Origin of the sequence: Skermania sp. ID1734 (genome assembly GCF_007489285.1) — a bacterium.
GTDB lineage: Bacteria > Actinomycetota > Actinomycetes > Mycobacteriales > Mycobacteriaceae > ID1734.
This window is the reverse complement of the sequence record NZ_VLIY01000016.1, coordinates 84,963-99,357: the sequence shown is the minus strand read 5'-3', so window position 1 is coordinate 99,357 and position 14,395 is coordinate 84,963. Positions and strand designations below refer to the sequence as shown.

The following is a 14,395-nucleotide window of genomic DNA, read 5'->3' as shown; positions in this document are numbered from 1 at the left end:
AGGGTGCCGGTCCGCCGTGCGTGGGTTCCGACGCCGACGGCATACCCTGAACACGTGAAAGACGCAACATCACCCAAGGCGGCGACCGCCGCGAGACCGGCTCCGGACATGAGCCAGGCGGTGGGGGCAGGCCGCCGGCTCGCTCGCCTGCTCATCGTGTACACCATTTTCCGGCTCGCCCTGGTGGCCGCGCTGGCGGCGATCATTCTCTTCGGCGCAAAACTCTTCGGGGTCGACGTGCCGTTGTTGGTCGCACTCATCTTCGGTCTGGTCATAGCCATGCCGATCTCGCTGCTGCTCTTCCGCTCGTTGCGACGGCAGGTGAACGAGAACATCGCACTGGTCGACGAGCGGCGGCGCCAAGACAAGGAGAAGTTGCGCTCACGACTGCGCGGGGACGACGGATCCGCCGTCGGCCGGTGAATACCTGCGACAGAAGTAAACCGCGGTCCTGGGGGGACAACGCGGTCCGGCTCATCGACGCCGACACGCAGCGCAGCGCCGACACCCATTTGTTGCGCTATCCGCTGCCGGCGGACTGGCGGGTGCAGCTCTACCTCAAGGACGAGTCGACGCACATTACCGGCAGCCTCAAGCACCGGCTCGCGCGGTCGCTGTTCCTCTACGCGCTGTGCAACGGCTGGGTCGACGAGAACACCACCATCGTGGAGGCGTCGTCGGGCTCGACGGCCGTGAGCGAGGCGTACTTCGCGAAACTGCTCGGGCTCGACTTCGTAGCCGTGATGCCGGCCAGCACCAGTCCGCAAAAGATCTCGCTGATCGAGGCCCAAGGCGGGCGGTGTCACTTCATCGACAAGCCCTCGGAGATCTATGCCGAGGCATCACGACTGGCCGCCGAGGTGGGTGGCCATTACATGGACCAGTTCACCTACGCCGAACGGGCCACCGACTGGCGCGGCAACAACAACATCGCGGAATCCATCTACGTGCAGCTGGCTCAGGAGTTGCATCCGGTCCCGGAGTGGATCGTCGTGGGCGCCGGAACGGGTGGCACGAGCGCGACCATCGGTCGCTACATCCGCTACCGGCGTCATCGAACCCGGCTTGCCGTGGTGGATCCCGAAAACTCGGCGTTCTTCGGTGGCTATGCCGACGGCGACTGCAGCCTCGAGACCGGTATGCCGTCGCGGATCGAGGGGATCGGCCGACCACGAGTGGAGCCGTCCTTCGTGCCGTCGGTGGTCGACCGGATGATCGGGGTGCCCGACGCCGCCTCGATCGCCACCGCGCGTCATGCCAGCGCGGCGCTGGGCCGCCGGGTGGGCGGGTCGACCGGCACGAATCTGTGGGGCGCGTTCGGCTTGATCGCGCAGATGCTCGCCGAGGGTTGCAGCGGAAGCGTCGTCACACTGCTGTGTGACGGGGGAGATCGTTATGTCGGAACGTATTTCGACGATGACTGGGTGCGCGGGCAGGGGATGGATCTAGCCGCATCCACTGCGGTGCTCGAGCAGTTCGCCGCCACCGGGCAGTGGGCGGGCTGACGCCTCACCCTCTCGCCGTGCGTGAATTTTCACCCTGACGCGTGAAAATTCACGCACGGCTGACGCTCGGCTGGAACGCCGCATGCAGCGCAATGTCAACCTCTCTTGACGCCAGCTGATTGTCAATCTAAATTGACATCATGACTGAAGCAACGACGCTGGCCGCGGACGCCGGAAGCTCCGACCCGCAGGTCGGGCTGCGCGCGGTCCTGGCGCTGCGCAGGTTGCTCGAGCGGCTCGAGGCCATCCAGGTGCGCAATGCGCGCGAACAAGGCTGGTCCTGGCAACAGATCGCCGACGCGCTCGAGGTGAGTCGGCAGGCCGTGCACCAGAAGTACAACCGTCGAGGGAGAAAGTGATGTTCGAGAGGTTCACCCGTGAGGCCCGGGTGATCGTCGTGCTTGCGCAGGAACAGGCACGCGAGCTCGGCCACGCACAGATCGAGCCGGAGCACATCGTGCTCGGTGTGCTCTGCCGGCCATCGGCACGGTTGCGCGGCGTCATCGAATCGTCGGGCCTGAATTTCACCGAAGCGGTAGACACCGTGCGCCGGATGCATGCCGACGATCCGCTGGGTGACGACGATGCCGAGGCGCTGCGTGCGATCGGTATCGATCTCGACGCCGTGCGGGAGAGTCTGCGGGCAAGCTTTGATGACGATGTGTTCGAACAGAAGAATCGGGCCGGTTTCGCCCGCGGACACATCAGGTTTTCGAAAGCGGCCAAGAAATCGCTCGAACTTGCCTTGCGGGAAGCCGTGGCGCGCAAAGACAACCGCATCGAGTCCGAACATCTGCTGCTCGGCATTCTGCGCGCACCGAACGACGTGACGCGCGCCGTCATTGAGCCGCATCTGCCGCTAGATGATCTGCGGGCACGGTTGTACGCGGCGCTGGACGAGGCTGCCTGAGCCTGCGCATAGGATGCGGCCATGGCGCTTGCAGCTCGGCTGGTGATCAACGCGGTGGCGATCTGGATTGCTGCCCATTGGGTCGCAGGGATTCACATTGTCAGTGAGGGCAACGGATTGGCCGGCGATCTCCTGGTCCTGCTGGCCATCGCGGTGGTGTTCACGATCATCAACGCCATCGTCAAACCGCTGGTGAAACTGTTGTCGCTACCGCTGGTGATCCTCACCCTCGGCTTGTTCCTGCTGGTCATCAACGCGCTGATGCTGAAGCTGACCGCCGCGGTAACCGAAACCACCCAGTACGGACTGCGGGTGGAAGGGTTTTGGGCCGCAATCTGGGGCGGCATCATCATCGCGATAGTGAACTGGGTGCTGGGCGCGCTGGTCCGGGACCGTCCGGTGCGAAGCTAACCGAGCCCGAGGGCGAGGGCCGTCGCGACTGCCCACACCATCATCGCCAGGCCGGTGTCGCGTAGCGCGCCAATGAGTTCCAGGCCGTGTCCGTCGCGCCGGACCGGAGCGTTCGCCCGCCAGGCCAAGGGCGCGGCCACAAGTCCCGCCAGTGCCCAGGGTGTGCGGATCACCAACAGCAGCGTCATCACGAACGGCGCGATCAGTAGCGCCAGCTGCAATGTCCGGGTGCGGGCGTCGCCGAGGCGCACAGCCAGCGTGTACTTGCCGGTGGCGCTGTCGGTGGGAATGTCGCGCAGATTGTTCGCCACCAGCACCGCACAGGAGAAAGATCCGACACCCACGGCGCTGGCCACGCCCGTCCAGTCGACCCGCTCGGCCTGCACGAACTGTGTGCCGAGCACCCCTACCAAACCGAAGAACACAAATACCGCCACTTCACCGAAACCGGCGTAGCCGTACGGATTGCGCCCGCCCGTGTAGAACCATGCTCCCGCCAGGCAGCCCGCACCGATGAGGACCAACCACCATGCCGACGTTATTGCCAGCGCCAGGCCCGCTGCCGCGGCGACGGTGAGCGCGGCTATCGCGGCGTTGCGCACCGCGGTCGGCGACGCCAACCGTGCACCCACCAACCGGACCGGACCGACGCGGACGTCGTCGGTGCCCCGGATTCCGTCCGAATAGTCGTTGGCGTAGTTGACGCCGATGATCAGCGCGAGGGAAACGACCAGTGCCAGCAATGCTTTCCACCACACCGCCCCGGACAGTCCTGCAGCAGCGCCGGTTCCGGCGATCACCGGCGCTATCGCGTTCGGCAGGGTGCGGGGCCGTGCCCCTTCGATCCACTCGGCAACAGAAGCCATGGTCGAATCCTTGCATCCCGCTGCCGAGCCCCCGCAATACGATCGGTAAGTAATGGACATCAGACAACGCATCGTCGTGTCGCTGCTGGGTGAGGTTGCCACTCGCCGCGACGGCGAACTGGCCCCGTTGCCGGGCATCCGCGCCCGCAGCCTGCTGGTCGCGTTGGCAACCGATCCGGGGCGCAGCCGAACCGCGCAGGGGTTGATCGATGAGGTGTGGGCGGATCAACCGCCGCGCGCACCGATGAATGCGCTGCACACCCAGGTGTCACGATTGCGGACGGCACTGCCCGACGGGACTCTGGAAATGGGTCCGACCGGGTACCGACTCGCATTGGACCGCCAACAGGTCGACCTGACCCTCGCTACCGAACTCGTCCGGCGCGCGCGGCAAGAGCATGTCGATGGCCGTTACCACGACTGCCTCGCGACGATCGCGGCGGCCCGGGAGCTGTGGCGGGGGGACCCTGGCGCGGATCTGGGCTCGGGTGACCAAGCCCGCGCCCTGGCGCAAGCGGCCGACACGGTCCGCGCCGCGCTCGATGAGCTGGCGGTGGCTGCTCAGGTAGCCGCCGGCAACTTGGACACGGCTTTGCCGATCGCCCGAGCGATTGCCGATCGCGACCCGCTCGATGAGAGCGCGCACGCGACCCTCATGCGAATTCTGGCGTCACTGGGCAGACCCAACGAGGCGCTGGAGGTCTTCGCGGCCATCCGCGGCAACCTTGCCGAGCAACTCGGCACCGATCCAGGCCGGGCGCTGGTCGACCTCAACACCGAGATCCTGCGCGGCGGCGACACCCCAAAACCGGCCGCGCCGCGGGCGATTGGCCTGCGCGCCGCGCCGAACCCGCTGCTGGGTCGCGATGGCGACCTTGCGGCACTGGACAAGCAACTTTGCAACTCGCGAGTCACCACGATCCTCGGCCCCGGCGGCACCGGAAAGACAAGAGTGGCAAACGAGCTCGGTACGCGTTGGGCCGACCGGCTACCCGTTGCGCTCGTCGAATTGGCGTCGGTGCGCAGCGGTGAAGACGTTGTAGCGGCGATCAGTTCGACTCTGGGCCTCAGTGAAATCGAACTCAAGCCAGGCGCCCGGATCGGTCGGGTGCAGGACGCGCGCGAACGCCTGCGGGATGCGCTGGCCGGCCGAAGTTGGTTGCTGATCCTGGACAACTGTGAGCACGTGGTCGATGACGTAGCCGACGCCGTCGCGGACCTGGTGGCGGCGTGCGATCAGCTCACCGTGCTGACCACCAGCCGGGCACCGCTGCGGATCAGCGCGGAGGCGGTATATCCGTTGGCGCCCTTGCCGATCGATGAGAGCGGCTCGGCGGCGACGGACCTGTTTCGGGCCCGGGCCCTGGCGGTGCGGCCGGGCGCCCGACTGGACGCCTCGGAGGTGGCCCGACTGTGCCGAACGCTGGACGGGCTGCCGTTGGCAATCGAATTGGCCGCTGCCCGTATGCGTTCCATGAGTGTCGAGGAGATCAACGCCAAGCTCGGTCATCGATTTGCGCTGTTGCGCACCGGAGATCGCTCGTCACCGGCGCGGCACCGCACGCTGCATGCCGTGATCGAGTGGAGCTGGAATCTGCTGGAGCCACCGCAACAGACCGTGCTGCGTCGGCTCTGCCGGTTTCCGGCCGGCTTCACGCTTTCCGCTGCCGAGGCGGTGGCCGACGCCGGAGACATCGTCGATGTGGCCGATGCACTTGACGGACTGGTGAACCAATCGCTGCTGTCGGTGCTCGACAGCCCCGACGGATCCGGCGTGCGCTACCACATGCTGGAAACGGTCCGCGAGTTCGGCGAGGAGCAACTGACCGCCGCCGACGAGGGCGCTTTGGCGCGGCACCGGATGGCCACCTGGGCGCGCGAGTTCACCTACACCGCAATGGTCGAGTTTCGCACGCCCGCACAGGTTGCCGTGGTCCACCGCGTGGGCGTCGAGCATGACAATCTTGTCGCAGTGCTGCGCAGCGCAATCGGACACGACGACGCGGGCACCGTGTATCAGGTGTTTGCCGCGCTCGGCTTCCTATGGGCATTGCGCGGCGCGCATTCGGAAGTGATGAACTGGGCGCCGCGGATTTTGGCCGTCGACCCGAACGGCAGCGATATTCCTGGCGACGCGATGGTGGCGGCCAATCTACTGGCCGGGCTGCATCTGCTCATCGCGGGCGATCTGCACGCATTTGCTTTGGCTCGCACCCGCACGCGCCCGCTGTTACGCAACCGGCGCGATATCAGCGAGACGGCCCGGCTCAATGCCGAGCTGATGTGCGCGCGGCTCGATGGCCGCGGCGTGGCGCGGCTATTGGCAGCAGCGGTGCGATCACCCGACCCCGCGTCGCGCGCAACGGCGTTCACGATCCGCGCGCAGGTTCGCGAAAACACCGGCGATATTCATGGCTCTCTCGCCGATGCGCGTGCGGCGCTCGAGTTGGCCAACCAGCTGCACGACACGTGGGGCGCCTCGGCGCTGTGCCAGCATCTCGGCAGTCTGTACGGCCAGTCCGCGCGATACGCGGAGTCGATCGCGCACTATCAACTCGCGCTCGATGCGCTCAAACTGTTGCAGGCGCACGACGAGGTTCTGCAGGTGCAGGCGTTTCTCAGCGCCTCGTTGGCCGGCGCGGGACAGCTAGCGGCCGCGCGCCGTGAGCTCGCCGGTGTCCTGACTCCCGCGGCTGCGGGCAGTTCCGGCGCCGAGTTCGGCATGCGACAGGCCGGTGCGGTGGCGAGCCTGGCCGAAATCGAACTCCTGGAAGGCGATACCGCTGCCGGGCTGAGTCACTACCGACAATCGCTCGCCATGGTCGGCTGGCCGAAAATTGGTGTCGAACCCAACCCGCTCGACGTGATGCTCGCGGTCGGCACCATCGACTCATTTGTTTTGGCCGGACGTGCTGGCGAGATCACGGAGGTGACGCAACAATTGGCGTGTCATGTGGTGCGCCGCTTCGGGCAGTTCCGTGATCTACCGCAACTCGGCTGCGTCGCGGTGGCACTGGGAAGTCACGGTATTGCGACCGGTTCTGATGGCGTCGACCTCTTGGCTGCTGCGTCGAGAGTGCATCCCCGGCAAGATTATCCGTCGATGCAGCTGGACAGACACCTCGACGCCGCCCGCGCAACACTTGGCGACGACGAGGTCGACGCGGCATTGCAGCGGGCGGCGGGGCTGGCACGCCGGCGGGCGGCCGAGGCTATTCTGGACGAATTAAAAAGCCGGACTTAGGCTTTGCGCATGTAGAGCCGGACCGTGAGCGGGGCGAAGATCGCGACGATCGCGGCCGCGCCCAACAGTGACCAACCGAAGTCTGCGCCGATATGGCCGCTGTTCATCAGGTCACGGCAGGCATAGACCAGGTGCGTGATCGGGTTGACCTTGACGAACGCCTGCATCCAGCCGGGCATGGTGTGCACCGGCACGAAGGCGCTCGACATGAAGGTCAGCGGAAACAGGATCAGCATCGAATAGCCCTGCACCGCAGACGCTTTGTTGGCCAGCACGCCGAGTAGTGCCCAGATCCAGCTGGTCGCGAACGAGCAGGCGATGACCAGGGCGGCCGCAGCCAGCACGCCGAACACGCCGCCGTCCGGGCGGTAGCCCATGATCAGGCCCATCACGATGGTCAGCGTGGTCGCGATGACGTAGCGCACCATGTCGGCGAGCAACGCGCCCGCCAGCGGCGAAATGCGGGCGATGGGAAGCGATTTGAAGCGGTCGAACACGCCCTTGTCCATGTCCTCGCGCAGCTGGGTGCCGGTGACCATCGAAGTGGTGATGACCGTCTGCACGAGGATGCCGGGGATGATCACCGGCAGGTAGCTCTGCACGTCACCGGAGACAGCGCCACCGAAGATGTAGGTGAACATCAACGTGAAGATGATCGGCTGGATCGTCACGTCGAAAAGTTGCTCGGGGTTGTGCTTGATCTTGAGCACCCCGCGGTAGGCCATCGTGAGGGAATTCGCAATTGCCTGCCGGAGCGTGACCGGGCGTGCGTCGGGAATGACTCGGGTTGCAGCCGGAGCTGGGGCAGTTAGCGTGGTGGTCATTAGTGGAGGTCCTTTCTGAGCATCGCAGGGAGTACCGCAGCGGAGCGAGGAACGGAGCGAGGAGCGGAGGAAAGGGCCGGAGCGGATAGCACAGTCACTATGCGACCTCCTGTTCGGTGTCGTCGGCCGGATGGCCGGTAATGGTGAGGAAGACTTCATCGAGGCTCGGCTTGCTTACCGTGAGCTCGTCGACGGCAACGCCGTTGTCGCGCAGCCTGATCAGGACCTCAGGCGTGACACCGGTGTCCTTCAGGGTGGCGGTCAGTCGGCCCGCCTCGGGGGTGACTGTGACGTCGGAGTCGAGGTACTCGGCAACGACGGTGCGCGCCCGGTTGGTCATGGCGCGGTCGGCCAAGGTCAGATGCAGCGATGACACGCCCACGGACGCCTTGAGTTCATCGGCGGTGCCGTCGGCTATCACCTTGCCGTGATCGATCACGGCGATGCGGTCGGCCAACTGGTCCGCCTCATCGAGGTACTGCGTCGTCAACAGCACGGTCGCACCCTCGCGCACGAGACGCCGGATGGTTTCCCACATTTGGGCGCGGGTGCGGGGATCGAGGCCGGTGGTGGGCTCGTCGAGGAACAGCAGCGGCGGGGTGGCGATGAGGCTGGCGGCCAGGTCGAGGCGCCGCCGCATGCCGCCGGAGAAGTTCTTCAGCGGCTTGTTCGCGGCTTTGACCAGATCGAATTCCTCGAGCAGTTCGGCGGATTTGCGACGCGCGTCGGCGCGGCTGAGCCCGAGCAGGCGCGAGAAGATGACGAGGTTCTCAGTGGCGGTCATGTCTTCGTCGACAGAGGCGTACTGGCCCGTGACGCCGACCAGTGATCGAACGGCGTTGGGTTCGCGCAGCACGTCGTGGCCGAAGATGCGGGCGTTTCCTCGGTCCGGTCGCAGTAGCGTGGCGAGCATCCTGATCGTGGTGGTCTTGCCGGCGCCGTTGGGTCCGAGCACGCCATAGACGGCGCCCTGGGGAACGGTGAGGCTGACGCCATCGACAGCACGCTGGGTGCCGAAGACCTTGACCAGGCCGTCGGCCTCGACTGCCGGCACGGGGGTGGGTGCGGAAAAGTTCATGCTCATACCGTGCGGCACGGCGCTTGCAGAGCGCTTGCACGCCTATTGCACCGGCTTGCGCGGGCGCCAGATGATGGCTGAGTAGACGTTTGTCGAGTGACCGAGTGCACAGCCATGATCTCGTCGGGCCGGGTTCGGCTAGGCGAACAGTTCCCGCAACGCCGCCCGATCGATCTTCCCGGGTCCGCGCAGCGGCATCTGCTCGACCAGTCGCACCTCACGCGGCGCGGCCGAGAAGTCGAGGTGCTCGGCGACATAAGCGCGCAGATCCTCGAGCGCAGCCCCGTCGCCCACCACCACCGCGACCACCCGCTCGCCGAGTCGCGGATCGGGGACGCCGAGCACGGCGCATTCGCGAACCGCCGGGTGCTGGATCAGCACGGCCTCGACGACGCTCGGCACGACGGTGAGCCCGCCGGTGGAAATCGCGTCGTCGATCCGGCCCAGCACGCTAAGGACGCCGTCGTGCAGTTCGCCGGCGTCGTCGGTGCGGAACCAGCCAGGCTCGGCGAACGCCGGGTGCTGCGGAAAGTTGCGATATCCGTTGGCCAGCGTCGGACCGCCGAGAACAACTCGCCCGGAATCGATTCGCACCCGCACACCGTCGAGCGGGACCCCGTCGTACACGCAGCCGCCGCACGTCTCACTCATGCCGTAGGTGCGAACGATCTTGATGCCCAACGATTCCGCTCGTTGCCGCACGGCAACCGGTGTGGCTGCGCCGCCGATGAGCACCGCGTCGAAACAGCGCAGGGCGTCGACCGCGTCCGGTTGGTCCATCGCCTTGATCAGCTGCGTCGGAACGAGCGAGGTGTAGCGGCGTGGGCCGGGCATGCGCGTCACCGCGTCGACCAGCTCGCCGGGATCGAATCCTGCTGCCACGTCAATGATTTCCGGTTCGAGCCCGATGGCGATGCTGCGCAACAGCACTTGCAGACCGGCGATGTGGTGGGCGGGCAGGGCGAGCAGCCAACTGCCCGCACCGCCGAGCCGGGCATGCGTCGCCGTTGCGCTGGACTGCAGCGCGGAGGCAGAAAGCAAGGCGCCCTTGGGAACTCCCGTGCTACCCGAGGTGGCTACCACGAGCGCGGTGTCGTCGTCGATGGGCTCGCCGGGACGCAATGCGGCGCAAAGACGGTCCCGTTCGGCGTCGTTGTCGGTGGGCACCGGGAGCACGGCGTCGCCATCGGCAAGCGCATCTTGTAGCCGATCGAGGGTGGACAGCACGGCACGGCCGGTCGGCATCGGCAGCACGCGCAACATAGCTGTCACGGCGGCGGGTCTATCGCCAGCCAGCCGCCCGCGGCGAGCCGGCTGCGCACCCGGTCGACGTCGACTTCCAACGGCATTTCATTGGTGACCTTCGTGATCATGACCGCAATGTCGGTCTTGCTCACCGGAAGATCGCCGAGATCGACCAGGGCGTCGGTGATCTGGTCGACCTCTTCATCGGACAGACGCCGCGTCAGCAGCGCCAGCAACGGCACGTAGTCGGATTCCGGCACGCCCTCCGGGTAGCCGGCACGCAGCCAACCGATGATGTTGCTGAGGAAGGGAGGTAGCGCCATCGTCGTCAAGCCGATCAGTCTGCGGCGGCGGCGTCGCTGGGGCGGGCCAGGTCGTCGGGGTGCGTGAGGGGCCAACCACCCGCGGCCAAGCGCGAGGCGACGCGCTGCACGTCGTCGGGTCCGGGTTGTTCTTTCGCCAGTTGCGCGATTGCTGCTTCGATCTCGGCGCGGTCGATCGCCGCATCGGCATCGCTGCGGTCGGCGACCAACTGCTCGGCCACCTGACGCACCTCGGAGTCGGTGAGTCTCCGATGCAAGACCGCAAACAGCGCAACGTAATCCGAGTGCGGTACGCCCTGCGGATATCCCGCGCGGAGCCAGTTCAGCACCGACTGCAGGATCGACGTCTTCGATTCGGTCACTTGAAGTTGCGCTCTTTCACTTTTAGAAGAGGTGGAGGCCGAAGGTGTGATGGATGAAGTCCCTGGCGATCAACAGGATTCCGGTTATCACTGCGGCGACAATCAGGGCAAAGCACACGATAGCTGCCGCGATGTTGAGCGGACGGCGCCGGCTCGTGTCTCCCACCTGCGATTCGCTGTCCGTGGCCAGCAGGCGTACCCCGCAGGCGAACACGATCGGCAGGCCGGCGCCGAGCACCAACCCGATGACGACGACCTGCCAGAGCGAATCGATCGTCTTGGTGAACAGCTCCATCGACTCCGGCCCGTCACACCTGGGCTGAGTGCGGGGAGCGCGTCGGGGGAGCGGGCAGCGACGGCTGGGGCGCTTCCCAATCCATGTTGACGTTCGCGGTGGTCACCGGGTGGCGGCGGGACCGCACGAACATCGATCCGGCCGCGAAAATCAGCAGCACGAACATCGTGAGCACGCCGGGAAGCCCGCCGATGAGACCAGCGACGAGCCAGCACGCGGCACCGACCACGCCCGCCATGGGCAGCGTGAAAAGCCAGGCGACGGCCATCCTGCCCATGACCCCCCAGCGCACTTCGGCGCCAGCTCGGCCCAAGCCGGTACCCAGAATGGACCCCGTCGCGGTCTGCGTTGTCGACAGCGGCAGGCCGAAGTGGCTCGAGGTCAAGATGATCGCCGCAGTGGAGGAGTCGGCGGCAAAACCCTGCGGCGAGGCGATGTCCACGAGACCTTTGCCGAGCGTGCGGATGATCCGCCAGCCACCCATGTAGGTGCCCAGCGCGATCGCCAGCGCGCACGCGAGCTTCACCCAGAACGGCATCGGGTCGTTCGCGTTGAGCGAGCCGTAGGCGACGAGCGCCAAAAAGATGATGCCCATGGTTTTTTGGGCGTCGTTGGTCCCGTGCGCCAACGACACCAGAGACGCCGAACCGATCTGGCCCCAGCGGAAGCCGCGTTCCTTCTCCGACTCCCGCATTCCCTCGGTGATCCGGTACACCAACCGGGTGCCGACGGTGGCGACCAGCGCGGCCACGATGGGCGCGAGCACCGCGGGGATGACGATCTTGCTGAGCACGCCCTGAGACCAGATCACACCGTTCATGCCGAGCGCCGCAACGGTGGCGCCGATGATGCCGCCGAAGAGGGCATGCGAGGAACTCGACGGGATGCCGATCAACCAGGTGAGCATGTTCCAGAAGATGCCGCCGACCAGACCGGCGAAAACAATGATGAGCAGGTCTTGGCCGCGCACATCGCCGAGGTTGACGATGCCCTTGGCCACGGTCGCGGCGACCTCGACCGACAGGAAAGCGCCGAAGAGATTCAGGACAGCCGACAGGGCGACGGCGACACGGGGGCGGAGCGCACCGGTAGCAATCGACATTGCCATTGCGTTGGCGGTGTCGTGAAAACCGTTGGTGAAATCGAATGCCAGAGCCGTGATGACAACGATGAGGAGAACGAGAAAATCAGCGCTCACAGCGCTAAGTGTGCGGAGTAGTTACCCAAAAAGCCAGTCGGCGTTAACCCCTCACCTGGGCAATTGCTAACCGCGGGCAATCTGTTCATCAGATGTTCACCTTTTTCCTACTGACGGGTATCCCGGCGCAGTGGATGGTCCGCCGGTACCTCCACCACGACAATCGACACTCCATCGGGATCGGCGATCCACATTTCCACCAGGCCCCACGGCTCGCGGCGCGCCTCCCGCACGATCGCTACACCCTTGCTGGCCAGCTCGTTTTGCGCTTCGCCGATGTCACGTACCTGCAGCCAGATCGCGCCGGAAAAGGTGCTCGATCCGTCTGTCTGGCCATGACCGGCGATTTCGACCAGACCTTGACCGGCAAAGAACACCGTGCCGCCCGGATACTCGCGGGCGATGGCGAGTCCAAGCGTGTCGCGGTAAAACCGCAGTGTGGTGTCGTAATCCGCGGGCCGCAGGATCAGCCGGCTGCTCAGCACCTGCATGTCAGTAGTACCAGGGATAGGGCGACCAGTCCGGTTCGCGTTTTTGCAGGAAGGCGTCGCGGCCCTCGATGGCTTCATCGGTCATATACGCCATGCGGGTGGCCTCACCGGCGAAGAGTTGCTGACCCATCAGGCCGTCATCGGTCAGGTTGAACGCGTACTTGAGCATCCGCTGCGCCTGCGGCGACTTGCCGTTGATGTCCGCGGCCCAGTCCAGCGCGACGTTCTCGAGGTCGTCGTGATCGACCACGGCGTTGACCGCGCCCATGTGGTGCATCTGCTCGGCCGTGTAGGTGCGTCCCAGAAAGAAGATCTCCCGGGCAAACTTCTGGCCCACGTGTTTGGCCAGGTAGGCGCTGCCATAGCCGCCGTCGAAGCTGCCCACGTCCGCGTCGGTCTGCTTGAACCGAGCGTGCTCGCGGCTGGCCAGGGTGAGGTCACACACCACGTGCAGGCTGTGCCCGCCACCGGCGGCCCAGCCGTTGACCACGGCGATTACGACCTTGGGCATGAACCGGATGAGCCGCTGCACCTCCAGGATGTGCAGACGCCCGGCCCGCGCCGGATCGACGGTTTCGGCCGTTTCTCCGCTCGCATACTGGTAGCCGCTGCGGCCGCGGATGCGCTGGTCGCCGCCCGAACAGAAAGCCCAGCCGCCGTCCTTGGGGCTCGGCCCGTTGCCGGTGAGCAGCACCGCACCGACGTTCGAGGTCATCCGTGCGTGGTCGAGAACCCGGTACAACTCGTCGACGGTGTGCGGCCGGAACGCGTTGCGGACCTCGGGGCGGTCGAACGCCACCCGGACGGTCGGCTGCTCGACGCCGTCGCGCACATGTCGGTGGTAGGTGATGTCGGTGAGATTTTCGAACCCTGGAACCGGCTGCCACAGCTGGGGATTGAAGGTCACGGGTTCGACCCTACGAGACGTGATTCGGCTACCAACACCTGACGCTGTATAAGCGCCAGTTACCGTGGGTTCATGACGGAGCAGCTGAACACCGGCACCTCGGCGGACGAGGATTCGGCCCCGAACGACCTGCGTAGCGACTTCCCGCGGCTGCGCCCGACCACTCCGCCGCCGTCGTTCGGCCCATTCGTCGCGGCCATGCGTCAGCTCCAGGACCTCGCCGTCTCGATCGACGCACCGGAAGAGGTGCTGGTGCAGGCGCGCGCAAAGGCTGAGGAGCTGGCCGACCTGCTGGCGCCGTACGCGGCGGCCGAGGGTGTGTCGATCGCGGGACGCGCGGTCGAGCTGCCTGGGCGCGGAAGCCTGCTGATGCTGCCCTGGACCATCGACGCGTTCGGCCCCGATGGCGTGCGCACCCACGGCAAGTTCAGTCGCTACCACGTCGGCGGCAACGGCGCCGTGCACGGCGGAGTGCTGCCCCTGCTTTTCGACGACCTGTTCGGCATGACCGTGTACGCCGCCCGGCGACCGATCAGTCGGACCGCCTACCTGCACATCAATTACCGCAAGGTGACGCCCATCGACACCGTGCTCAATGCCGAGAGCAGCGTGGACCGGGTCGAGGGCCGCAAGACGTTCATCAAGGCCCGGCTGACCGAGGAAGACGGGACAGTGCTCGCCGACGGGGAAGCGTTGATGGTGCAACTGCTGCCGGGCCAGCCCTAAAGTTCAGTTT

Annotated in this window: 17 protein-coding genes; 7 read left to right on the top strand and 10 right to left on the bottom strand. The window is 66.1% G+C overall.

Annotated elements, in window-relative coordinates; translation table 11 throughout:
* The first annotated feature begins 54 nt into the window (after positions 1-54).
* The 5 genes from FOS14_RS19305 (at position 55) to FOS14_RS19285 (ending at position 2,826) form a co-directional block, all read left to right on the top strand.
* Complete coding sequence (locus FOS14_RS19305) at positions 55-423, top strand: DUF4229 domain-containing protein (protein ID WP_255450460.1); 369 nt, start codon at positions 55-57, stop codon at positions 421-423.
* Positions 420-1,505, top strand: a complete 1,086-nt coding sequence (locus FOS14_RS19300) for a PLP-dependent cysteine synthase family protein (RefSeq protein WP_143772449.1) — start codon at positions 420-422, stop codon at positions 1,503-1,505. Before FOS14_RS19305 ends, FOS14_RS19300 begins: the two co-directional genes overlap by 4 nt.
* 140 nt (positions 1,506-1,645) lie before the next feature.
* Positions 1,646-1,864, top strand: a complete 219-nt coding sequence (locus FOS14_RS19295) for a helix-turn-helix domain-containing protein (RefSeq protein WP_143772448.1) — start codon at positions 1,646-1,648, stop codon at positions 1,862-1,864.
* Positions 1,864-2,415: a Clp protease N-terminal domain-containing protein gene (locus FOS14_RS19290; protein WP_143772447.1), complete on the top strand. Its 552-nt coding sequence runs from the start codon at positions 1,864-1,866 to the stop codon at positions 2,413-2,415. Before FOS14_RS19295 ends, FOS14_RS19290 begins: the two co-directional genes overlap by 1 nt.
* A gap of 21 nt (positions 2,416-2,436) precedes the next feature.
* Positions 2,437-2,826 carry a phage holin family protein gene (locus FOS14_RS19285; RefSeq protein WP_143772446.1) on the top strand — a complete coding sequence of 130 codons (390 nt, stop codon included), beginning with the start codon at positions 2,437-2,439 and terminating at the stop codon, positions 2,824-2,826.
* Here the strand turns inward: FOS14_RS19285 and FOS14_RS19280 are convergent.
* A complete protein-coding gene (locus tag FOS14_RS19280) occupies positions 2,823-3,692 on the bottom strand; it encodes a 1,4-dihydroxy-2-naphthoate polyprenyltransferase (protein ID WP_143772445.1) in 870 nt (289 codons plus the stop codon). The genes FOS14_RS19285 and FOS14_RS19280 overlap by 4 nt on opposite strands.
* 52 nt (positions 3,693-3,744) lie before the next feature.
* Between FOS14_RS19280 and FOS14_RS19275 the strand changes: the two genes are divergently transcribed.
* Complete coding sequence (locus FOS14_RS19275) at positions 3,745-6,936, top strand: BTAD domain-containing putative transcriptional regulator (RefSeq protein ID WP_143772444.1); 3,192 nt, start codon at positions 3,745-3,747, stop codon at positions 6,934-6,936.
* On the opposite strand, the gene FOS14_RS19270 is transcribed toward FOS14_RS19275, so the two are convergent.
* The 9 genes from FOS14_RS19270 to FOS14_RS19230 all read right to left on the bottom strand — a co-directional run bounded on the left by FOS14_RS19270 (position 6,933) and on the right by FOS14_RS19230 (position 13,659).
* Complete coding sequence (locus tag FOS14_RS19270; RefSeq protein WP_143772443.1) at positions 6,933-7,760, bottom strand: ABC transporter permease; 828 nt, start codon at positions 7,758-7,760, stop codon at positions 6,933-6,935. The two genes, FOS14_RS19275 and FOS14_RS19270, sit on opposite strands and share 4 nt — an antisense overlap.
* A gap of 97 nt (positions 7,761-7,857) precedes the next feature.
* The gene (locus tag FOS14_RS19265) at positions 7,858-8,838 is read right to left on the bottom strand and encodes an ATP-binding cassette domain-containing protein (RefSeq protein ID WP_143772442.1); all 981 of its coding nucleotides are present in this window, start codon (positions 8,836-8,838) and stop codon (positions 7,858-7,860) included.
* Positions 8,839-8,976: 138 nt separating this feature from the next.
* Positions 8,977-10,101: an o-succinylbenzoate--CoA ligase gene (gene menE, locus FOS14_RS19260; RefSeq protein WP_143772473.1), complete on the bottom strand. Its 1,125-nt coding sequence runs from the start codon at positions 10,099-10,101 to the stop codon at positions 8,977-8,979.
* 5 nt (positions 10,102-10,106) lie between these two features.
* A complete protein-coding gene (locus tag FOS14_RS19255; protein WP_143772441.1) occupies positions 10,107-10,406 on the bottom strand; it encodes a DUF3349 domain-containing protein in 300 nt (99 codons plus the stop codon).
* Between the two features lie 14 nt (positions 10,407-10,420).
* On the bottom strand, positions 10,421-10,768 hold the full coding sequence (locus FOS14_RS19250; RefSeq protein WP_143772440.1) for a DUF3349 domain-containing protein: 348 nt from the start codon (positions 10,766-10,768) through the stop codon (positions 10,421-10,423).
* Positions 10,769-10,790: 22 nt separating this feature from the next.
* Positions 10,791-11,063: a hypothetical protein gene (locus FOS14_RS19245; protein ID WP_143772439.1), complete on the bottom strand. Its 273-nt coding sequence runs from the start codon at positions 11,061-11,063 to the stop codon at positions 10,791-10,793.
* A gap of 13 nt (positions 11,064-11,076) precedes the next feature.
* On the bottom strand, positions 11,077-12,261 hold the full coding sequence (locus FOS14_RS19240; protein WP_143772438.1) for an inorganic phosphate transporter: 1,185 nt from the start codon (positions 12,259-12,261) through the stop codon (positions 11,077-11,079).
* A gap of 107 nt (positions 12,262-12,368) precedes the next feature.
* Positions 12,369-12,752, bottom strand: coding sequence for a VOC family protein (locus tag FOS14_RS19235; protein WP_143772437.1), 384 nt, complete (start codon positions 12,750-12,752; stop codon positions 12,369-12,371).
* Between the two features lies 1 nt (position 12,753).
* Complete coding sequence (locus FOS14_RS19230) at positions 12,754-13,659, bottom strand: 1,4-dihydroxy-2-naphthoyl-CoA synthase (RefSeq protein WP_143772436.1); 906 nt, start codon at positions 13,657-13,659, stop codon at positions 12,754-12,756.
* A gap of 72 nt (positions 13,660-13,731) precedes the next feature.
* Between FOS14_RS19230 and FOS14_RS19225 the strand changes: the two genes are divergently transcribed.
* Positions 13,732-14,385 carry a PaaI family thioesterase gene (locus FOS14_RS19225; protein WP_143772435.1) on the top strand — a complete coding sequence of 218 codons (654 nt, stop codon included), beginning with the start codon at positions 13,732-13,734 and terminating at the stop codon, positions 14,383-14,385.
* Positions 14,386-14,395: the final 10 nt, after the last annotated feature.